Source organism: Streptomyces sp. NPDC026575, from assembly GCF_055567415.1.
In genome coordinates this window covers 326,011-346,798 of record NZ_JBVHQM010000002.1, presented here as the reverse complement: position 1 = coordinate 346,798, position 20,788 = coordinate 326,011, and the positions used below count along the sequence as shown (strand labels likewise).

The following is a 20,788-nucleotide window of genomic DNA, read 5'->3' as shown; positions in this document are numbered from 1 at the left end:
CGTAGACTCCATCCCAGCGATCCGCCACGGTGGGTCGGCACGGTGCGGTAACAGGAGGGAAGCGTCTCGTGAGCAGCAGGCCATCCCGAGGCGCTGCTCGCCTCGCAGCCATACTCGACGCCCTCCCCGACGCGCTCTTGCTCGTCAACTGCAACGGCACGGTCGTCAACGCCAACACCATCGCGCTGGAGACCTTCGAGGCGCCCGGTACGGCACTGGTGGGGCGCGGGCTGCTGGATCTGCTGCCGTCCTTCGACTCCAAGCGCATCCCGGGTTCCATGCGGCGCCGGGACGAGGAGATCGAGGGGCAGCGGACGAAGCCGACGCGGATGGTCGCGCGGCGGACCGACGGCACCGAGCTGCTGGTCGAGGTGACCAGCGCCAACCTGGAGGACGGGCGGACCCCGTACGAGAGCGCCTTCGAGGCCGCGTACGCCGATCACCGCAACGGCTACACGGGCGACGAGCTGCTGATGCTGGTCGTACGGGATCTCACCGGCACGCTGGACACCGAGACCGAGCTGGCCCGCCAGCAGCGGCAGACCGAGATGATCCTGCGGGCCGCGGCCGAGGGCGTGGTCGGGGTCGACGCCGAGGGGAAGGTCGTTCTCGTCAACCCGTCGGCCGCGCAGATCCTCGGCTATCGGGCCAGTGAGCTGGGCGGGAAGGAGCTGCATCCGCTCATCCACCACTCGCGGTCGGACGGGTCGGCGCTGCCGTGGGAGGACACGCCGCTGGCCGACACGCTCAAGTCCGGGCGCAAGCACCGGGTGCGCGGTCAGGCGCTGTGGGCGAAGGACGGGCGCGCGGTGGCCGTCGATCTGACGACGGCGCCGGTGCGGGACGGCGACCAGCTGGTCGGCGCGGTGATGACCTTCACCGATCGGCGCGCCTTCGACGCGCTGGCGGCCCGGCACGCCCAGCTGCTCGCCGTCCTCGACCAGGCGCTGCGCGGGCCGCTGGAGGAGCTCAAGGGCGAGCTGGGCACGCTCGCGTCCGATCCGGCCGGCCAGCTGTGGCCCGAGGCGAACCAGATCCTGCACCATCTCGCGGCCGGTCACGCCCGGATGACGACGCTGGTGGACAACGTCCTGAGCTACCAGCGGCTGGACTCGGGCAAGGACAAGCTCAGCCGCACCCAGGTGTCGCTGGACGCGGTGGTCGCGGCGGGTGTGGAGGGCGCGGTCGAGCTGATCGGGCCGGGCCGGGCGCAGTTCGCGGTGCATGCCCCGCCGATAGAGGCGGTGGTGGACCCGGAGCGGATCGCGCAGGCGCTGTCGCATCTGATCGCGGATGTCGCGGGGGTGGACTCCACGGGCCGGATGCCGGTCGGCGAGGCCGCGCCCGGCGCGGGCGGGCGCACGGGGGCGATCCCGGGCGACTCGACGATCGTGGTGGCGGCGGCCAAGCGCGGCGATGTCGTACGGATCGAGGTGCGCGGGCCGTTCGACGGCGGTGACCCGGTCCATGAACCGATCGTGCGCGGGATCGTGCGGCAGCACGGCGGGCTGATGCAGACGCACGAGGTGCCCGGCGGCGGGCCCGGTGCGGGCGGCAGCGCGTATGTGCTGGAGCTGCCGGTGGCGGTGGACGGCGCGGCGACGGCCGGCGCGGACCGGGCGGACGCGCCGACCGGCAACGAGACGACGGTGATGCCGGTACCGGCGGCCCGTGCGCGGGGCACGCAGGGCGACGCGGCGAACGGCGCCCAGGGGCCCGCGGACAAGGCCGAGGGCACCGAGGGCCGGGCGCAGGGTGACGGTGCCACGGGCGGGGCCGGTGAGCCCCTCGCCCCCCTCGCACAGCCGACCGGTCGTCGGCGGGCCCGGCGCGCGGGCACGGAGCAGAACGCGGCCTCGGGCGCACCGGCCACGGCGGCGGGCAACGGCCCGGCGGCCGGCGGTACGCAGGGTGCCGGTGTTCCCGGTGGTGCGGGCGAGGCCGGCCCGGAGGCGCGTCCGCAGGACGGCGCCGCGGTGGCGGGCGGCCCGCAGACGGGCACGGACGGTGCGGGGCTGCCGCCGGGTATGGCGGCGGCCGAGGCGGTACCGCCGACCGGCCGGCGGCGGGCCCGGCAGGACGCCACGGAGGGCGGCGGGCTGCCCGCGCTGCCGGCCGGCCCGGGCCGGGCGCCCCAGCAGCAGGGCGGACCGACCGCCGGCCCTCAGGAGCCCGCGGCGGGCGGACCGACCGCCGGCGCCGCTCCCTCGGCGCCGACTCCCGTTCCCGCCCGTCCGCAGATGCCGGGCCGGGCCGCCGTTCCGGGGCAGGCCCCGGCTCCCGGTCAGCCCGCCGCTCCGGTTCCGGCGCAGGTACCCGGCCAGGCGGAGGTGCCTGCCCAGGCGCAGCCGCAGGGCCTGGGTCCCGTCCAGCCGGGTGGCCGGCGGGCGCGCCGGGCGCTGGCCGAGGCGCCCGAGCGCGCCGCGCAGGGCGAGCGGGTGCAGGCGGCGGCCGGCGCCCAGCAGTCCGCCGGTGCGCGTACGGCCTTCGCGCTGCCGCCCGCCGCGGCGGACCGGACCCCGCAGCCGGCGCAGTCCGCGCTGCCCGCGCTGCCCGCGGCCGCCGGCCAGGTGCCCGCGCAGGAGGGCGCCGGTACGGGGCGCCGTCGTGCCCGCCGCCCGGTGGCCGGTGGCCCGGAGCCGACGGCGCCCGCGGAGCAGTCCGCATACGAGCTGGAGGCGGCCGCCGACTCCGATGCGCCGCAGGGCGCGGCGGAGGCCGAGCCGACCGGTCGGCGGCGGGCCCGGCGGGCCGCGGCCGAGGAGCGCGCGGCGGCCGCGATGGCCGACGCCGAGTCGTCCGGCACGTTCGTGGCGGGTCCGGAGGGGCTGGTGGCGCAGCCGACCGAGCACGCCGATCCGGCCGGGCGCACCGAGGCCGCCGAGCCGGCCGGTGCGCCGGATCCGGCGGCGGCGACCGGGACGGGAACCGGTATGGCCCCCGGGATGGGCCCGGTAGCGGGCAACGAGGCGCCCGGTGTCGCCCCGTCCCCGAACGGCGGCGTGCCCCAGACGCCTCAGGACCCGTCTGCCCCCGCGCCCACCGGTCGTCGCCGCGGCCGTCCCAGCCCCGCCGAGGAGGCCCCCGCGCCGGCGCACCGCCAACCGCTGCCGCCCACGGCCGAGGACGACGGGCACCCCGGGCGGGCGTTCAGCGTGCGCACGCTGGGGCAGGGCGTGCCGTTCGCCCAGCAGATCGCCGACCAGCAGCGTCCGCCGGCGCCGCCCGGCAGCACCCCGCCCGGTGGGACCTCCGCCGGCTCGGGCCGCCGCCGTAAGCTCGCCGCGCCCCCGCGGGACGGTGAGCGCGCCCTCGCGGCCGACTCCGCGCCGGACGGGGCGCGCCCGCACCCGGGCGCACCGCAGCCGCAGCCGGCGCCGCAGCCGGACCGGAGCCCGGTCCCCGCGCAGCCCAAGCAGCCGGCCCAGCCGCAGCCGCCGCATCTGATGGACGCGAGCGAGGGCCGCGCCTTTGCGATCTCCGCGCCCGACGAGGGCAGCGAGGGCCCCGAGCCGCTGGACGGCCCGAACGGCGCCATAGAGGTGATGGACCGTCAGCCGATGCCGATGGACGACGAGTTGCCGCCCGAGCCGCTCGACAATCCGCGCCGGCTGCTGGTCTGGCCGGCGCCGGACGTCGCCACCCAGCAGGCGCTCAGCGACCGCGGCTACCGCCCGGTGATCGTCAACTCCCGGGAGGAGGTGGACGCGCAGATCGCGGCGTACCCGGCGGCGCTCTTCGTCGACCCGCTGACCGGGCCGATCACCCGCACCGCGCTGCAGTCGCTGCGCCAGGCGGCGGGCGCGGCCAAGGTCCCGGTCCTGGTGACGGCCGGTCTGGGGCAGGCCACCCGGGAGGCGGCGTACGGCGCCGACCCGGCCGTGCTCCTCAAGGCGCTGGCGCCGCGGGACAGCGAGCAGCATCCGCCGCGGGTGCTGCTGATCGAGCAGAACGACGACATCGCGGGCGCGCTGACCGCTTCGCTGGAGCGGCGCGGGATGCAGGTCGCACGGGCCGGTGCGGACAGCGACGCGGTCACCCTGGCGACGCAGATGCGGCCGAATCTCGTCGTCATGGACCTGATGCAGGTGCGCCGGCGACGGGCCGGCATCATCGACTGGCTGCGGGCCAACGGCCTGCTCGACCACACGCCGCTGGTCGTCTACACCTCCGCCGACATGGACCCGGCGCAGCTGCCGCGGCTGGCGGCCGGGGAGACGGTGCTCTTCCTCGCGGAGCGCTCGACGAGCGCCGAGGTGCAGGCCCGGATCGTCGACCTGCTGGCGAAGATCGGCACGAACTGAGCCTGGGGGCCTAGGGGCCCTAGGGGGCGGGGGAACAGAACCCGTAGGGGATGCGAGGGCCCCCTGCGGGGCCACAACCTGGTGGGGCGAGGCGGTATTCCCGCACGTGGTGGGAAGAGGCGGTATTCCCGTCGGCCGCCGACCCGGTAGGGCACCACAGGATCAGAGCCGGGCGCGCGCACCACGGACGGTCGACCATGGGCTCGGTGCCAGCCTTATCGGGGCCGTGCCGGGCGCGCGCACCACGGACCAGTCGCGCCCGTGCGTCGGCACCGCACCAGGGGCCGGCCGCGCCCCGGCACCGCATCCGGGCCGGGCGCCCCGTTGCGGACACCCGGCCCTTCGCGCCGCGGCCACCCGGCCTCCGGCCTCCAGCCCCGGCCCCGGCTCAGGCTCAGGCTCAGGCTCAGGCTCAGGCTCAGGCTCAGGCCAGCAGGGTGACGTCCAGTTCCCCGTCCGCGTACTGCCTGCGCAGCACCTTCTTGTCGAACTTGCCCACGCTCGTCTTGGGCACCGCCGGGATCACCGCCCAGCGCTCGGGCAGCTGCCAGCGCGCGATCCGTTCGCCGAGGAACGCCTTCAGCTCCTCGTACCCGGTGGTCGCGTCCGGGGTGAGCACCACGGTCGCCAGCGGCCGCTCGCCCCACTTGTCGTCGGGTACGGCGACCACCGCGGCCTCGGCGACATGCGGGTGCGCCATCAGATGGTTCTCCAGCTCGACGGAGGAGATCCACTCACCGCCGGACTTGATGACGTCCTTGGCGCGGTCGGTCAGGGTCAGATAGCCGTTCGGGGTGATGGTGCCGACGTCGCCGGTGCGCAGCCAGCCGTCGGGGCTGAACTTGTCGTCGGGGCGCAGCGGTTCGCCCTGTGCGCCGCCGTAGTAGGCGCCCGCGATCCACGGTCCGCGGACCTCCAGCTCGCCGGCCGACGTGCCGTCGTGCGGCAGCAGCTCGCCGCCGGGCCCGACCAGCCGGGCTTCCACGGACGCCGGGAGGCGGCCCTGGGTGGCGCGGTAGTCCCACTCCTCCGCGCCGCTCACCCCGGCCGGCGGGTGCGAGACGGAGCCCAGCGGAGAGGTCTCGGTCATGCCCCAGGCGTGCACGACACGGATGCCGTGCCGCTCCTCGAAGCCTCGCATCAGGGTCGGCGGGCAGGCCGAGCCGCCGATGACGACCGTGCGCAGACACGCGACGTCGCGCCGGCGGGCGTCCAGTTCGGCGAGCAGGCCCTGCCAGATGGTGGGGACGGCGGCGCCGACCGTGGGCCGCACGGTCTCGATCATCTCGGCGAGCGGCGCGGGCTGCAGGAAGCGGTCCGGCATCAGCAGCGAGGCACCGGCCATGAACGCGGCGTGCGGCAGCCCCCAGGCGTTGACGTGGAACATCGGCACGACCGGCAGGGTGATGTCGCGCGAGGTCAGTGCGAACGCCTCGGCGGAGTTGACCTGCATCGAGTGCAGATACAGCGAACGGTGGCTGTAGAGCACGCCCTTGGGGTCGCCGGTGGTCCCGGAGGTGTAGCAGAGGGCGGCGGCCGCCCGCTCGTCGGTCACCGGCCAGTCGTAGGTCTCCTCCCGCCCGGCGAGCAGCTCCTCGTAGTCGTGCACCCGCGCCCGCGCGCCGTCGAGGACGGAGGTGTCGCCCGCGCCGACGACGACGATGTGCTCGACCTCGGGCAGGTGGGCCAGAAGGGGTGCCAGCAGGGGCAGCAGGCTGCCGTTGACGAGCACGACCCGGTCCTCGGCGTGGTTGATGATCCACACCAGCTGCTCGGCGGGCAGCCGCAGGTTGAGGGTGTGCAGCACCGCGCCCATGGAGGGGATGGCGAGGTATGCCTCCATGTGCTCGGCGTTGTTCCACATGAGGGTGCCGACCCGTTCGTCGTCGGCCACCGACAGCTCCTCGCGCAGCGCGTGGGCCAGCTGCGCGGCCCGGCGGCCGATCTCGGCGAAGGTGCGCCGGTGCGGCTCACCGTCGGTCCAGGTGATGACCTGCGACGCACCGTGGACCGTCGAGCCGTGGTCCAGGATGCGCGAAACGGTGAGCGGTACGTCCTGCATCGTGCTCAGCACCGGGTGCCTCCGCTTTGTTACGGGCGGGTAGTGGTGCTGCGATTGTCGACGCATACCGATCGGTATGTCACGCCCCCGGGGGTGTGTTTCTTGCCAGCTCTCGATACCGTGTCCGAGCCCGCGGGCGGCCGCTGATCAGCAAGGATGGGATAAACCGGGACCGGGCAGGCGGCTCGCCGCTCAGGGTCGCGGCTCGACCGTCGGCGGCGCAGCCTGGAGGACCAGCACCGACAGATCGTCCTCGACCGGACCGGTGCCGAAGTCGTGCGCGGCGCGCCGGACGTGCTCGGCCAGCGCCTTGGCGCCCAGGCCCGCGCCTTCCTTGAGGACCTCGATCAGACCGTCGTTGTCGTCCAACTGCCAGTTGCCGCAGCGGCGTTCGGTGACGCCGTCGGTGACGCAGAGCAGCGTCTCGCCGGGCGCGAGGTCGAAGGAGCTGGCGTGGTACTCGGTGCCCTCGTCGATGCCCAGCAGCATCTGGGGATCGGAGGCCGCCTCGACGGCGCCGTCGAGGAACATGTGCAGCGGCGGCGGATGGCCGGCGCTGGCGACCGTGCAGTGCGCGCCAGGCACGCCGGGGTCGACCGCCAGCTCGCCGTAGAGCAGGCTCAGGAAGCGGGAGGTGGCCTGCTCGCCGCCCAGCTCCACCGCCTCGGCGCTCTCCTCCGCCATGGCCAGATTCAGCCGTCCGAGCACGGACTCGACACCATGGCCCTCGCGCGCCAGCAGCCGTACGAGGTGCCGGGCCAGCCCGGTGACGGACATCGCCTCCGGGTCCTTGCCCTGTACGTCGCCGAGCAGGAAGCACCAGCGGCGGTCGCCCATCGGGAAGACGTCGTAGAAGTCGCCGCCGACGGTCTGGCCCTCGCCGTGCGGCTCGTAGACGATCGCGGTGTCCACGCCGACGATGCTGGCCAGCGACGCGGGCAGCTGCCGGCGCTGGAGCGCCAGGCTGATCGTGGTCTGCCGGGTGTACTGGCGGGCGGTGAACACGGCCTGCGCCACCCGGCGCGCGACGTCCTCGACCATCCGCACCACGGTGTCGGTCATCTGCAGATGCCCGGACCGGCCGAGCAGCAGCACGCCCAGGTCGGTGTCCCGGGCGACCAGGGGGAAGGCGAGTGCGGAGCCGCCCGAAGGGGCCGCGCCGGCGCAATCCGGCCAGGGCCAGGGGGTGCCGGCGGTGCGGACCATGTCGACGGGCGGTTCGCTCTCCAGGTCGGCGCGGAGCGGATTGATCCGCCGCTCGTCGACGTGCCAGACGCGGGAGAGCTGCATTCCGCCGCCCTCGACGCTCAGCCAGATGGCGCACCAGTCGGCGAGCCGGGGCACCAGCAGCTGGGCGGCGAGCGCGGTGACCATGTCCTGGTCGAGCTGCCCGGCCAACAGCTCACTGGTCTCGGCCAGGAACGACGGGCCACCGCGGTCGGCCCACTCGGCGGGGTGCCCGTGCACCTGGCCGCGCCGGCTTGCGGGGTGCGCCAGGCGCACCGGGGGCTCGGCGCCGCGCGGCTCGGCCCCGGCGCCGACGCGTGCGGGCTCCCCCTCGGTCGCCTCCAGCCGGAACCAGACCGTCTTGACCGACCTGCGGTAGGTCACCCCCCATGCCTCCGCCAGCGCGCCGACCAGCTGCAGACCGTAGCCCGGCTCACCGGTCCGGGCGTCCACGCCACCGCGTACGCCCCGGGCCGGGTGGCGGTCGGAGACCTCCACCACCACGCCCACCTTCGCCCGGCCGGCGCCCGTCTCGGGGTCGGCCGGCGGGCCGTGCTCCAGGCGGCAGGTGACGTCGATGTCCGTGCCGGCGTACATCACGGCGTTGGTGACCAGCTCGCTGGTGAGCAGCACCGCGGTGTGGATGAGCTCCGAGCTGATCGCCGCGGCGCCGGGGCCCGCCGTGGCGGGCGGCGCGCCCGCCCGTTCGGTGAGCAGTGCACGCACGAATTTCCGTGCTCCGGAAGCCGCCAGCTGATTGGCGGGCAGCCCTTTCCGGGACACGGATTCCGTCGCGTACGGGGAGGACAGCGCCGCCACTGCGCCCCCTGAGTGTGCCGGGAAAAACTAATTACGAGCGCTTTATACTATGTCATATCCGGCCAAATTGATCATTCTGCAGGAATGGGACCTCTCCACAACGACCACCGGGGGATGGTGCGCCATGGCTCTCGACCCGCCCCCACCCGAATCCGCCTCCGCGCCCGCCGGGCGCTCCGTGTCGTCGCGGCCCACCGCGCCGTCGCCCGCCGCCGCGCCGTCACCGCCCGCCGGCGCCGGGCCCGACGGGGGCGGGCAGTGGGTGCGCACCAGTGAGCTGCGGCCGCTGCTCGCGGCGATGAACGCCCTGCGTGACGGCGACTTCACCACCCACGTGGAGAGCTTTCCGAACGGCGGCACGGCGGACGGTGTGCTGGCCGACATGGTCGGCGTCTTCCACCAGATCGTCGCCCGCAACGTCCATCTGGCCTCCGAGCTGCAGCGCGTACGCGGCGAGATCCTGCGCCAGGGCCGCCTGGACGAGCGGATCTCCGCCAGCCCCGGGCAGGGGACCTGGACGACGAACATCGAAGCGGCCAACACCGTGCTCGAAGCGCTGGTCGTGCCGCTGGCCAAGGCCACCCGGGTGCTGGACGCGGTGGCCGACGGGGATCTGACCCAGCACGTCGACCTGCACGACGGCAACCGCCAGCTGCACGGCGATCTGCGCCGCCTGGGCAGCGGCGTGAACCGCATGGTCGACCAGCTCTCGCTGTTCACCGGCGAGGTCACCCGCGTCGCCCGCGAGGTCGGCACCGAGGGCCGGCTGGGCGGCCGCGCCAAGGTCCAGGGGCTCTCCGGCGACTGGCTGCATGTGACCGAGGCGGTCAACACCATGGCGTCGCGGCTGACGGCGCAGGTGCGCGACATCGCGGTGGTCACCACGGCGGTGGCGCGCGGCGATCTGACCCAGCAGGTGACGGTCGAGGCCACCGGCGAGCTGCTGGAGCTGAAGATGACCGTCAACAAGATGGTCGACCAGCTGCGGGCCTTCGCCGACGAGGTCACCCGCGTCGCCCGCGAGGTCGGCACCGAAGGCCAGCTCGGCGGCCGCGCCCAGGTCAGAGGCGTCTCCGGGGTCTGGAAGGACCTCACCGACAACGTCAACTTCATGGCGTCCAACCTGACCTGGCAGGTCCGCAACATCGCCCAGGTCACCACGGCGGTGGCCAACGGCGACCTGAGCCAGAAGATCACCGTGGACGCCCGGGGCGAGATCCTCGAACTGAAGTCGACGATCAACACGATGGTCGACCAGCTCTCCGCCTTCGCCGACGAGGTCACCCGCGTCGCCCGCGAGGTCGGCACCGAAGGCCAGCTCGGCGGCCGCGCCCAGGTCAGAGGCGTCTCCGGGGTCTGGAAGGACCTCACCGAGAGCGTCAACTTCATGGCCGACAACCTGACGACCCAGGTCCGCAACATCGCCCAGGTCGCCACCGCCGTCGCCGAGGGCGACCTCGGCAAGACGATCACCGTCGAGGCGAAGGGCGAGATCCTGGAGCTCAAGACCACGATCAACACGATGGTCGACCAGCTCTCCGCCTTCGCCGACGAGGTCACCCGCGTCGCCCGCGAGGTCGGCACCGAAGGCAACTTGGGCGGTCAGGCACAGGTCAGGGGCGTCTCCGGGGTCTGGAAGGAACTCACCGACAACGTCAACTCCATGGCGCTGAACCTGACCTCCCAGGTCCGCAACATCGCCCAGGTCACCACGTCGGTGGCCAACGGCGACCTGTCGAAGAAGATCGACGTCGACGCCCGCGGCGAGATCCTGGAGCTGAAGGAGACCGTCAACACCATGGTCCAGCAGCTGCGGGCGTTCGCCGACGAGGTGACCCGGGTGGCCCGCGAGGTCGGCACCGAAGGCCGGCTGGGCGGCCGCGCCCAGGTCCACGGCGTGTCCGGCGTCTGGAAGAACCTCACCGACAACGTCAACTCCATGGCCGACAACCTGACGTCCCAGGTCCGCAACATCGCCCAGGTCGCCACCGCCGTCGCCAAGGGCGACCTGTCGAAGAAGATCGACGTCGACGCCCGCGGCGAGATCCTGGAACTGAAGACGACCATCAACACGATGGTCGACACCCTCTCCTCCTTCTCCTCCGAGGTCACCCGCGTCGCCCGCGAGGTCGGCAGCGAGGGCCAACTGGGCGGCCAGGCCCGGGTCGAGGGCGTCTACGGCACCTGGAAGCGCCTGACCACCAGCGTCAACGACCTGGCGCTCAACCTGACCACGCAGGTCCGCGCGATCGCCGAGGTGGCCAGCGCGGTCACCCAGGGCGATATGTCCGGCTCGATCTCCGTGGAGGCCCAGGGCGAGGTCGCCGCGCTGAAGAACAACATCAACCTGATGGTCTCCAACCTCCGTGAGACCACCCGCGCCAAGGACTGGCTGGAGTCCAACCTGGCCCGTATCGCCAGCCTGATGCAGGGCCACCGCGACCTGGTCGAGGTCGCCGATCTGATCCTGCGCGAGCTGACCCCGCTGGTGAACGCCCAGTTCGGCGCGTTCTTCCTGGCCGAGGCAGGCGCCAAGCCGGGTGAGGGCCTCGAACTCATCGCCGGTTACGGCACCGGCCAGCCCGAAGGCCGCCGCTCACTTCCGCGGCTGCGCCTGGGCACCCCCGGATGGGGGCTGATCACCCAGGCCGCCATGGAGAAGAAGCGCATCGTCGTCGACGCCGTACCGCCCGACTACATCACCATCAGCTCCGGCCTCGGCGCCGCCGCCCCCGCCAGCATCGTCGTCCTCCCGGTCCTCTTCGAGGACCAGGTGCTGGGCGTCATCGAGCTGGCGTCCTTCAGCCGCTTCAGCGAGGTGCACCTGGCCTTCATCGACCAGTTCGTGAACACCATCGGCGTCTCGATCAACACCATCATCGCCAACGCCCGTACCGAGTCGCTGCTTTCGGAGTCCCAGCGGCTGACCGCCGAGCTGCGCCAGCGCTCCGACGAGCTGCAGCTGACCAACGCCGAGCTGGAGGAGAAGGCCGCGCTGCTCGCGACGTCGTCCCAGTACAAGTCCGAGTTCCTGGCGAACATGTCGCACGAGCTGCGCACCCCGCTGAACTCCCTGCTGGTGCTCTCCCGGCTCCTCGCCGACAACCCCGAGGGCCGGCTCTCCGCGCAGGAGGTGGAGTTCGCCGTCACCATCCACCGCGCCGGCTCCGACCTCCTCCAGCTGATCAACGACATCCTCGACCTGTCGAAGATCGAGGCCGGCAGGATGGACGTCCACCCCAAGCCGCTCCCCCTCATCAAGCTCCTCGACTACGTCCGGGCGACCTTCAAGCCGCTCACCGTCGACCGCGGCCTCACCTTCGACGTCCAGGTCGGCGACGACGTCCCCAAGGAGCTGTTCTCCGACGAGCAGCGCCTCCAGCAGATCCTGCGCAACCTGCTGTCCAACGCCGTGAAGTTCACCGCCTCCGGCGGCGTGGAACTCCTCGTCCGGCGCGTGCCGGGATCGGAGTTCGAGGAGGAGCCCCTGCACACCGCCGCAGACGTCCTCGCCTTCTCCGTCAAGGACACCGGAATCGGTATCCCGCCCGAGAAACTCGACGACATCTTCGAGGCGTTCCAGCAGTCCGAGGGCACCACCAACCGCAAGTACGGCGGCACCGGCCTCGGCCTGTCCATCAGCCGCGACATGGCGGCGCTGCTCGGCGGCCGGATCACCGCCGAGAGCGTGCCCGACGTCGGCTCGACCTTCACCCTGTACGTGCCCGCCCGCTACACCGCCCCGCTCCCCGCCCTCAGCGACGGCGGCCCCGCCCCCGCGCCCCGCCCCGTCCTCGCCGAACAGCTCGCGACCAGGCCCATGCCCACCACCCGCCCCCGGCCGGACCAGGGCTCGCCCCAGGGCGACGTCTTCGCCACCGAGGAAGCACGCGCGCACGAGCCGGCGCCCCATACGGGACCCCGCGACGGCGACGGCGGCGATGTCACCTGGCCCGAGACCACCCGCCTGAAGGACTGGCTCAGCGGACGCCCCGGCCAGGTGCTGGCCGACCGCCGGATCCTCATCGTCGACGACGACATCCGCAATGTCTTCGCGCTCACACATGTACTGGGCCGGGTCGGCATCCGCGTGAAGTACGCCGAGAACGGCCGCGAGGGCCTGGAGGTCCTCGACCGGACACCGGACGTCTCGCTGGTGCTGATGGACATCATGATGCCCGAAATGGATGGTTACGAGATGATCAAGGCGATCCGACAAGCCCCCCGTTTCGCGGACCTGCCGATCATCGCCCTCACCGCGAAGGCCATGCCGGGCGACCGGGAGAAGGCGATCGACAGCGGCGCCAACGACTACATCCCCAAACCGGTGGACGTGGACCGCCTGCTGTCCGTGATCTGCACGCTCCTGGACCCCGAGAGCTGCGCCCCGCCGAGTTCCGACCCCTCCTGTGACGAGGCCGACGTCGGCGCGGGCGCGGACCCGGACGACCGGGGAACGGCGGGGCAGCGGTCATGACGACGACACCGGACACCGCACCGAGCATCCTCATCGTCGACGACATGGAGGAGAACCTCGTGGCGCTGGAGGCGGTCCTCGGCTCCCTCACCCAGAAGGTCGTCCGCGCCCGGTCCGGCGAGGAGGCCCTCAAGGCGATGCTCCGCGAGGAGTTCGCCGTGGTCCTCATCGACGTCCTGATGCCGGGGATGAACGGCTTCGAGACGGCGGCCAACATCAAGGGGCTGGACCAGACGAAGGACGTGCCGATCATCCTGCTGACCGGCGCCTCGGTCGACCCCAACTACGCCTACCGCGGCTACACGGTCGGCGCCGCCGACTTCCTCATCAAGCCCTTCGACCCGTGGCTGCTGCGGACGAAGGTGAACGTCTTCCTCGAACTGCACCGCAAGAACCGCCAACTGGCCGCCCAGGCAGAGCAGTTGAGGCGCCTGCTGACCTCGGACGGCGGCCGCCCCGGCGGCCCGGCGGCAGAGACCGCGGGGCCAGCCACGACGCCTCAGGACGGCGCACCCGAGGAACACAGCGAGCGCCCCGCCGTCGCCACCGCGTCCGCCGAGGCCACCCGCCTGGCGGAGGTCGCCGCCCAGCTCGCCCAGCTCGAATTCCTCCTACGGGACAAGGCCGGCCGCGAGTCGGGCCCGGAGACCGGCACCGCCGAGACGGGCGAGGCCATGACGGACGACGGCGCCGCGGCCGACCTGGCCGACCGCATCGCGCAGTTGGAAGAGGCGGTGGGACGGCTGCTGACCGACAAGACGGGGTAGCCGCCGATGCCCCGGGGAATGGGGCACGCCTAGCCGCCACCCCCATCACTCCCGTCACTCCCTTCGCCTTCGCCACTCCCGTAGCTCTCGAACCAGTGGCTGTCGAAGTAGCGGGCCGTGGCGAACGGGTGCTGCCGGTCGGTGAGCATGCGATAGATGAACTCGGTGGTCGTACCGTCGAAACGCACCCAGGAATCAGGGATGTCCTCCGTGATCAGGATGGGCCATCTGTCAGGATCGGCGCCCTCGGTCAGCCAGAAGAACGCGTCGGCCTGCTCCGTGCTCGCCCACTGCAGCAGCCCGCCGGGGGTCGGGTACAGCTCGTACGGGTCCCATAGACCGCTCTGGCTGGAGCGCTTCCACTCACTCAACCACTCGGTGTGCCGGACGATGTCGGTGCTCTGGAAGCAGGACCCGGGTATGTGCATCTGGAGGTACTCGTCGAAGGCGCCGTCCCCGAACAGTTCGACGAGGCGTTTGTAGTCGCTGGGAAGAGCCGTTCCGAGCCGGTCCTCGGTCTCCGCCCAGTCGACCGTACGCACGCCGGTGACGTCCCACCCCGTAACGGCGACGACCCCGGACAACCAGGAAGATCCATCCGACAGTTCCGCCGCCGGGTCCTGCCCTTCCGCGACGAGCACCACGGGCCGTATGCCGTCGTCGAAACGGGCGGTACCGCAGCCGATCCACCGGCTCCCGTGCGCCCACGCACGCATCGCGACGAGCCGTTCGCCGAAGGGAGCCAGGAGCCCCAGCCCCGTTCGCCGGGTCACGGTCGGATCGGCGTACCCGTCCACCACAAGGTTGCGCGGCTGCCCGTAACGTCCGCTGAGGGCCTCGTGGAGGTCGGCGAAGCCGTCCCGGCCCGAAGGCACCCACAGACACGCATGTCCCTCCGGGTGCCCTGCCTCCTCACACCGCAGATCGCCCGTACCCGTCCAGGACAGGCGATGGACGACCGCAAGGATTTCATCAAGCTCTTGCTGATCGCGCTGATCGCGCGGCTCGCCCACGCCGTTCTGCTCGCTCATGGCAGGCATTGAAGCGGACGCCACTGACAGCGCCCCTACGGGTCGGCTCCCCTACGGGTCAGCCGCGCCCGCTCCGGCCCCACCCGCCGCGGAACCGGCCCCGCCCCGGACGCTCGGGAGGCCGCGGAATGAACGGCAGCCCGTCGTCCCGCGTCTCGGCCGTACGGCTCCACGCGCGGCTCGCCGCGGGCTCGACATAGGTGAGATCCGTACGCGGCGCCCGCGCTGCCTCGAACTCGCGCGGCTCCTGACCCGCGACCGCCATCAGGTCGAGCAGCATCCGCTCCGCCAGATCCGGCTCCAGCTGGACCCCCACCCCTTCGGAGCCCCAGCGCAGCACCAGTTCCGCGGCCCTGGTCAGGCCCTCATCCGTAGCGGTGGGAAACGCCAGGGCCAGCGAGGCCCGGACGATCTCCACCGCGCTCTCCGCCTGCATCAGCCACCGCCACCCTCTCCACCACGCCCATCGTCACGTCCACGCCCGGTACGGCTCACCGCCACGGCCCCCTCACGGCTTCCGCGCCACGCACACCGCACACAGCCCGACCAGCGCCGGCGGCCGCATATGGATGAGCGTCGCGTCCTGCGCCTGCCGCAGGCACTCGTGCCGGTCGAGCTTGGAGAACTGCTGCGTGCTCATCGTGTCCCTGATGATGACTTCCCAGTGGTCCTGCGCCTTGACCCAGTCGTTGCGATGCGCGATCCGCACAAAGGCGTCCACGAAGACCTGCTCCGCCAGCGTCCCGTGGAAGTAGCCCCCCAGGTAGTCGATCCGCGACGGCGGACGGAGCCTGTCCCCCCAGCCGCGCCGCTGGAACAGCGTGCTCGTCGCGATGGACTTCACGCTCTGGATACGGGTGGCGATCACATGACCGGCCACCCCACCGAGGACGGCCGGAACGGCCAGCCAGCCGATGACGGACGCCAGCCACAGCAGGGCGTGCTCCGGCGCATCGATCAGGGTGAACGTCCTGTACACCTTGCTGGGGCTCGCCGCCCGTGCGGCGAAGACGTACAGGACGCTGATGCCCGCCGCGAAGGGCAGCCCCCAGTCGATGATCCACTGCGTCAGACCGGCCAGCGCCTTCCTGGAGCGCCACAGCCGCCGCAACCGCCCCATGGGGCGCGTCGGCGGCAGCGCCAGATCCATGGGTATAGGGATCGGGTTGTTCAACTACGCCCCCATTGCCTCGCTCTATGCCCCGAGTCTAGACATTCGGGAAGCGCCAGATCCGGACAACCGCCAACCTGGCCAGGCGAGTTGGCGTCACCGGACCCCCGATCATGTGGGGGCCGCCCGCCCTCCGGCTGCGGCTCACTGCGGCAGTCGCGGCAGCGGCCGGGCGCTGGGGCGCGGAAGGCCCGTTCGCAGCCCTCGCAGGTCTGGAACGGAAGGAGCTGGGCGCGCGGCGGGCCGGCGGGAGCCGCTGCCGGGAGGGGCGGCGGCAGCCCCTTGGCGAGCCGGTGGGCGATCAGGGCCGCTGGGCTGCGGAGGGGCTGCGGAAGCCCTGTGGTCAGGGCCTGGCGTACGGACTCCGGGTCCACGCCGCGTTCCAGCCAGGCAGCGACGGACGGAGCGAGGCGGTGGACGTCCTGCACGGAGAGCAGCAGGCGGGGGTCGTCACGGCGCAGGTTCGCGAGGAGGGCGGCCGCGACGGGGTGACGTTCTCGCTGGTCGCGGGGTTGCGGGAGGGCGGGCGGGGGTGTCTTCCGTACGGGCACGGGTGCGGGTTCAGGTGCGGGGGCCGGCTCAGGTGCGGGAGCCGGCTCAGGTGCGGGCGCTGGTTTCGGTGCGGGTGCGGGTTCGGGAGCGGGTTCAGGTGCGGGCTCGGGTTTCACCGGAACCGCGGCACGGCGCTTCTCCTGCTCGGCCGCCTCGCGGGCTCGGCGGGCCCGGGTGGCCTTCGGGTTGTTGTACGAGATGGTGACGGTGACGATCCGCCCGTCATCGGTCCGCCACCGAACCCGCTCCAGGTAGCCATGAGCCTCTAACTCCCTTAGGGCAGCGCCGATCCGGTCCCGCCCCTCGGGGAACCTCTTGGCGAGCGTACGGATGTCGACGGGCGCGCCCTCGGGAAGCGACTGGATGTGCGCCCCGAGCCCGATCGCAAGGCCCGACAGCTCTCTGTGCTGGACCAGGTGATTGCCGACGATCGTGTGCCCCGGCTCCTGGAACTCGGTGACCTTGTGAACCCCGGACGGGGATCGTCGAATGACGTACTGGGGACGCGAAGTCGCGTTAAGCTGCTGTGTATCCATCAGGAAGGGCTTTCTTCCTTGGTGGTCAGGCCCTCGATCCGGGATGCCAGTCCCGACCGAGGGCCGTCGCATGTCTACGGGCGGTCTGTCGGTCGTGCTGTGTCCGAGCCTGCAACGTTGGCATATGCGGATGCCAGCCCTCCGGGCCCTCATCACCCAAGCGAGTGAGCCGGCCGGTTGGGTTTGGTGGGTTGGTTCTTTATCCCTGGGGTTATTTGGTCTTTTACGGGGCCGAACCGCCGCAGGCCGAGTCTCCGGCCGCCGGTCATCCCCACATCGGCAGATCGAACTCAGCCCAGACCGTCTTGCAGGGGACGGGGCCCTGCGAGGTCCCCCAGCGATCGGCGAGCGCATCGACGAGGATCAGGCCGTGACCGGACTCCCTTAGCCCCGGAGCCTGTTGGACCGGGCTCCGGTCGGCGCGCGCGTCCACCAGCTCGACACGGAGCGTGTCCGCGTCAAAGGCCAGCACGATCCTGAAGTCACGCCCCCGCACGCGCCCATGGGAGGCGGCGTTCGCGGCCAGCTCGGCAACGACCTGAGCGGGCCGCTCGAACGGCACTCCCCAGACCCGGAGTTGCTCGACGGCGAGCAGCCGCGCAAGGCGGGCCCCTCGACGGGTGGCCGACAGCTGGACCCTGAACCGAAGCTCGGTCTCGGCGATTTGCTGATTCATGTCACTCAGCGTGGTCGGGCGCGTTTACCCTGCAAAGTGATAGCGCAAGTACGCAGGGTCACTGTCCTGAGGTTGGCCAGGCGTGTCCCCGCTGTCCAGGAGGTGGATGCGGATGAACGTTGACGGGGAAGACGAGGCGGGTTGGGACGTCACCCCGCAGGACGAGACGCAGGCCGTTGTCGAGGCGGTCGGACGCCAGCTCAAGCTGTGGCGGGAGGCCGCGGGTATGCGGCCGGCCGAGTTCGGGGCGGCGATGGGGTATGGGGAGAATTTGATCTACAAGATCGAGCGCGGCGTGCGCATCCCACGGCCGGAGTTCCTCGACAAGGCCGACGAGGTTTTGGGTGCGGCCGGGAAGATCGCCGCGATGAAGAGGGACGTGGAACAGGCCAGGTACCCGAAGAAGGTGCGGGACCTGGCCAAGCTGGAGGCCGAGGCAGTCGAGTTCGGCGCGTACGGCAACCACAACCTGCATGGTTTGCTGCAGACCGAGGAATACGCACGGGCGCTGTACGACGTGCGCCGCCCCGCCCTCACCGAGGACGACCTTGAGCGGCACGTATCAGCCCGGATGGCGCGCCAGGGGATTTTCGACCGACGGCCGCTCACGACGCTGACATTCGTCCAAGAAGAGGTCACGCTACGACGGCCCATCGGGGGCAAAATGGTGCTGCGCCGCCAGCTTGAACGCATCCTGGAACTCGGCCAGTTGAGACATGTGGAGATCCAGGTGATGCCGACGGAGCGCGAGGACCATGCCGGGATGAGTGGACAGGTCCAGCTGTTGAAGCTCAGGGATGGGTCGACCGTGGGGTACTCGGAGGCACAGCTCACCAGCCGCGTGGTCGTACAGCCCAAAGAGGTGCAAGTCCTCGAACTACGGTATGGGATCATCCGATCCCAGGCTCTCACGCCACGGGAGTCACTGGCCTTCATCGAGAAACTGCGGGGAGAGACATGACGCTCCGGCCTACGGGCGTGTGGATCAAGAGCAGCTACAGCGGCAGCGACAACAACGACTGCATCGAGATCGCCTGGACCAAGAGCAGCTACAGCGACAGCAGCGACGGCACCGACTGCATCGAAGTCGCCGCCACCCCCTCCACCATCCACATCCGCGACTCCAAGAACCCCGATGGGCCGCGGCTGCACCTCCCGCCGGCCTCCTGGGTCGACTTCGTCGCGTACGCCGCCGACTCCGCGCGCTGACCGGGCGCCGGGGAGTGCGCAACGGCGCATAGCGGCCGGGCGTGCAACTGCCGAGGGCTTCCTTCGTGCCGCCGACGGGGTCGGCGCGGCCGTGGCGGGAACGCTGTCGGCAAACGGCAGAAGGGGGAGCCACGGTGCGGCAGTTCGACCTGAAGGCGGAAGCGGAAATGCGGCTGCAGTCCGAGAAGTTCGCCGCGGAGCTGGCACAGAAGCGCCGCGAGAGCCTGGCCGCGGCCGAGGGCAGTGCCCCGGCACCCGCATCGGCCACGGCCACAGCCACGGCCACCGGCACGACGACGATGACGACAACGGCGACGGACGCCACCACCGCCGAAACCGAGTGAGGGCCAGGGGCGATCACCACCCCCGGCCCGGTTGTCAGGGCCTGTCCGACGGGTCGTGAAAGAGCGCCTGATCGGACAGGTTCAATGCGGCAGCGCCGGTCACACCGCGCGCAGGGAGGCCCAGGTCTGCGGCCCGACGACGCCGTCTACCCGGAGACCCCGCACGTCCTGGAAATACACCACCCAGCTCTCCGTGCGCGGGCCGAAGTTCCCGTCGACGGCCAGTGGTGAGCCACCGTTCCAGGCGTTGATCACGCACTGGATCTCCCTGACACGGTCGCCATGGTCACCACGCCGGGTGGTGGCAGATCCGCTGTAGTAGCCGCAGAATCGGGACGCGTCGGCCACCGAAGTGGTGCCCCGCGCCGTGACCGGCGTGGCGGAGGCGGCCGGAGCCAGTGTCAGAAACAGCCCGCTCAAGGCAGCCGCCGCAGCAAATACGGCGCGCTGACGTGTACGCATGTGAGGTTCCTTCCCCCCAGGTCTTTGCAGATCTCCCGGACAGGAGCTCCACAAAGAGGCTGGCTTCGGGAGCGGTCCGCTACGCCGCTGCCGCCCACTTGCACCCCTGTGGGTGACATCCGCGCTGCCCCGTGCGGCAACACGGATGTGCTCCGCCCAACCGGCCGTACCTCAAGACGTGTTGAGGAGTAACTCGGCCAGGGTGCGCCATGCCGCGCGCGGGAAGGTGTACGGGCGGCGGCCGTCCGTGACGACCTGGACCGCTACGTGGTCGGCGCCCGCGGCGAAGCGTTCGGCGATGCGGGCGGCGATCCGCTCGGGGGTGCCCCAGGCGAAGACGGCGTCGACGAGGCGGTCGCTGCCGTGTGCCGCGAGGTCGTCCGTGGTGAAGCCGGAGCGCAGCCAGCTGTTGGCGTAGTTCGGCTGGGCGAGGTACGGGGCGAGGGCGGCGCGGGCCGTGGCGCGGGCGGCCGACGGGCTGGTCTCCGGGATCACCGACACCGCGGGAGCCAGCAGCGGGCCGTCGCCGAGGAGTTTCCGGGTGTGGGCGGTGTGGTCGGCGACGGTGAGATGCGGCTGGACGCCGGCGGCCCGGGTGGCGGCGAGCCGGGTCATCCTCGGGCCGTGGGCGCCGAGGAAACGCCTCGCCCTGGGGAGCGGCGGTGTCGAGCCGTCCAGCGCGTCGAGATAGCCGCTGAGCGCCGTGTACGGCCGGTGGTAGCGCTGCTCGACCTGCGAGTGGCTCACCCCCAGGCCGAGGAGCAGCCGCCCGCGTCGGCGGCCGGGTACGGCGTGGTACGCCGCGGCGAGCTCGGGCGCGGGCTGATGCCAGATGGAGACGCAGGCGGGCGCGACGACCGTGCGCTCCGTCGCCGCCAGCAGCTCGGTCGTCGTGACGAGGTCGCCGCGGGGATTGCCCCCGGGGTTGCCGCCGAGCCAGAGCGTGCCGTAGCCCAGCTCCTCCAGTTCCGCCGCGGCGTCGCGGGCCTCGCCGCGCTCCCCGTGGGTGAAGGCCAGACTCCAGACGCCGATGCGTCCCAGGTTCAGGCCGTGGTCGAGGTCGTTGAGGTCGGGGTGGACGTCATGGTCGAGGTCGACGGTCATGACTTGTGTGTACCGGCGGGTGGGCGGCGCCGACGGGCGCGCGGGGT

14 protein-coding genes are annotated in these 20,788 nt (G+C 72.0%); 6 read left to right on the top strand and 8 right to left on the bottom strand.

All coding sequences use genetic code 11. The features are described 5' to 3' along the window. Window positions 1–68: 68 nt before the first annotated feature. A complete protein-coding gene (locus ACZ4NB_RS03920; protein ID WP_467658100.1) occupies window positions 69–4,304 on the top strand; it encodes a PAS domain-containing protein in 4,236 nt (1,411 codons plus the stop codon). A gap of 424 nt (window positions 4,305–4,728) precedes the next feature. On the opposite strand, the gene ACZ4NB_RS03915 is transcribed toward ACZ4NB_RS03920, so the two are convergent. Further along, window positions 4,729–6,378 (bottom strand): long-chain fatty acid--CoA ligase, encoded by a 1,650-nt coding sequence (locus tag ACZ4NB_RS03915; protein ID WP_467658099.1) that lies wholly within the window; start codon window positions 6,376–6,378, stop codon window positions 4,729–4,731. A gap of 180 nt (window positions 6,379–6,558) precedes the next feature. Next, window positions 6,559–8,412 (bottom strand): SpoIIE family protein phosphatase, encoded by a 1,854-nt coding sequence (locus ACZ4NB_RS03910; protein WP_467658098.1) that lies wholly within the window; start codon window positions 8,410–8,412, stop codon window positions 6,559–6,561. A gap of 124 nt (window positions 8,413–8,536) precedes the next feature. On the opposite strand from ACZ4NB_RS03910, the gene ACZ4NB_RS03905 reads away from it, so the two are divergent. Together ACZ4NB_RS03905 and ACZ4NB_RS03900 are read left to right on the top strand one after the other, a co-directional pair. Further along, window positions 8,537–12,889, top strand: a complete 4,353-nt coding sequence (locus ACZ4NB_RS03905) for a HAMP domain-containing protein (RefSeq protein ID WP_467658097.1) — start codon at window positions 8,537–8,539, stop codon at window positions 12,887–12,889. Next, the gene (locus ACZ4NB_RS03900; protein ID WP_467658095.1) at window positions 12,886–13,656 is read left to right on the top strand and encodes a response regulator; all 771 of its coding nucleotides are present in this window, start codon (window positions 12,886–12,888) and stop codon (window positions 13,654–13,656) included. The genes ACZ4NB_RS03905 and ACZ4NB_RS03900 overlap by 4 nt, the downstream gene beginning before the upstream one ends. A gap of 29 nt (window positions 13,657–13,685) precedes the next feature. Here ACZ4NB_RS03900 and ACZ4NB_RS03895 read toward each other — a convergent pair whose 3' ends face one another. The 4 genes from ACZ4NB_RS03895 to ACZ4NB_RS03880 all read right to left on the bottom strand — a co-directional run bounded on the left by ACZ4NB_RS03895 (window position 13,686) and on the right by ACZ4NB_RS03880 (window position 17,622). Then, complete coding sequence (locus tag ACZ4NB_RS03895) at window positions 13,686–14,531, bottom strand: hypothetical protein (protein WP_467658094.1); 846 nt, start codon at window positions 14,529–14,531, stop codon at window positions 13,686–13,688. A gap of 214 nt (window positions 14,532–14,745) precedes the next feature. Next, complete coding sequence (locus tag ACZ4NB_RS03890; RefSeq protein ID WP_467658093.1) at window positions 14,746–15,123, bottom strand: hypothetical protein; 378 nt, start codon at window positions 15,121–15,123, stop codon at window positions 14,746–14,748. Window positions 15,124–15,195: 72 nt separating this feature from the next. Continuing rightward, entirely contained in the window at window positions 15,196–15,837 is a 642-nt protein-coding gene (locus ACZ4NB_RS03885; RefSeq protein ID WP_467658091.1) for a DUF6313 family protein, read from the bottom strand. 1,374 nt (window positions 15,838–17,211) lie between these two features. Continuing rightward, window positions 17,212–17,622 (bottom strand): ATP-binding protein, encoded by a 411-nt coding sequence (locus ACZ4NB_RS03880; RefSeq protein ID WP_467658090.1) that lies wholly within the window; start codon window positions 17,620–17,622, stop codon window positions 17,212–17,214. A gap of 112 nt (window positions 17,623–17,734) precedes the next feature. Here ACZ4NB_RS03880 and ACZ4NB_RS03875 point away from each other — a divergent pair, with 112 nt between their 5' ends. The 3 genes from ACZ4NB_RS03875 to ACZ4NB_RS03865 all read left to right on the top strand — a co-directional run bounded on the left by ACZ4NB_RS03875 (window position 17,735) and on the right by ACZ4NB_RS03865 (window position 19,175). Beyond that, on the top strand, window positions 17,735–18,583 hold the full coding sequence (locus ACZ4NB_RS03875) for a helix-turn-helix domain-containing protein (RefSeq protein ID WP_467658088.1): 849 nt from the start codon (window positions 17,735–17,737) through the stop codon (window positions 18,581–18,583). Continuing rightward, window positions 18,580–18,831 carry a DUF397 domain-containing protein gene (locus ACZ4NB_RS03870; protein ID WP_467658087.1) on the top strand — a complete coding sequence of 84 codons (252 nt, stop codon included), beginning with the start codon at window positions 18,580–18,582 and terminating at the stop codon, window positions 18,829–18,831. The genes ACZ4NB_RS03875 and ACZ4NB_RS03870 overlap by 4 nt, the downstream gene beginning before the upstream one ends. Window positions 18,832–18,965: 134 nt before the next feature. Next, window positions 18,966–19,175 carry a hypothetical protein gene (locus ACZ4NB_RS03865; RefSeq protein ID WP_467658086.1) on the top strand — a complete coding sequence of 70 codons (210 nt, stop codon included), beginning with the start codon at window positions 18,966–18,968 and terminating at the stop codon, window positions 19,173–19,175. Window positions 19,176–19,274: 99 nt separating this feature from the next. Here the strand turns inward: ACZ4NB_RS03865 and ACZ4NB_RS03860 are convergent, their stop codons facing one another. Further along, entirely contained in the window at window positions 19,275–19,637 is a 363-nt protein-coding gene (locus ACZ4NB_RS03860; RefSeq protein ID WP_467658085.1) for a peptidoglycan-binding domain-containing protein, read from the bottom strand. Between the two features lie 171 nt (window positions 19,638–19,808). Beyond that, on the bottom strand, window positions 19,809–20,741 hold the full coding sequence (locus tag ACZ4NB_RS03855; RefSeq protein ID WP_467658083.1) for a TIGR03620 family F420-dependent LLM class oxidoreductase: 933 nt from the start codon (window positions 20,739–20,741) through the stop codon (window positions 19,809–19,811). Window positions 20,742–20,788 lie beyond the last annotated feature (47 nt).

Excerpts from the sequence above, each read along its gene's own strand:
- ACZ4NB_RS03885 (WP_467658091.1), bottom strand. The coding sequence starts at position 15,837 with ATGGATCTGGCGCTGCCGCCGACGCGCCCCATGGGGCGGTTGCGGCGG.
- ACZ4NB_RS03870 (WP_467658087.1), top strand. The coding sequence starts at position 18,580 with ATGACGCTCCGGCCTACGGGCGTGTGGATCAAGAGCAGCTACAGCGGC.
- ACZ4NB_RS03905 (WP_467658097.1), top strand. The coding sequence starts at position 8,537 with ATGGCTCTCGACCCGCCCCCACCCGAATCCGCCTCCGCGCCCGCCGGG.
- ACZ4NB_RS03860 (WP_467658085.1), bottom strand. The coding sequence starts at position 19,637 with ATGCGTACACGTCAGCGCGCCGTATTTGCTGCGGCGGCTGCCTTGAGC.
- ACZ4NB_RS03890 (WP_467658093.1), bottom strand. The coding sequence starts at position 15,123 with ATGCAGGCGGAGAGCGCGGTGGAGATCGTCCGGGCCTCGCTGGCCCTG.
- ACZ4NB_RS03880 (WP_467658090.1), bottom strand. The coding sequence starts at position 17,622 with ATGAATCAGCAAATCGCCGAGACCGAGCTTCGGTTCAGGGTCCAGCTG.
- ACZ4NB_RS03900 (WP_467658095.1), top strand. The coding sequence starts at position 12,886 with ATGACGACGACACCGGACACCGCACCGAGCATCCTCATCGTCGACGAC.
- ACZ4NB_RS03855 (WP_467658083.1), bottom strand. The coding sequence starts at position 20,741 with ATGACCGTCGACCTCGACCATGACGTCCACCCCGACCTCAACGACCTC.
- ACZ4NB_RS03875 (WP_467658088.1), top strand. The coding sequence starts at position 17,735 with ATGAACGTTGACGGGGAAGACGAGGCGGGTTGGGACGTCACCCCGCAG.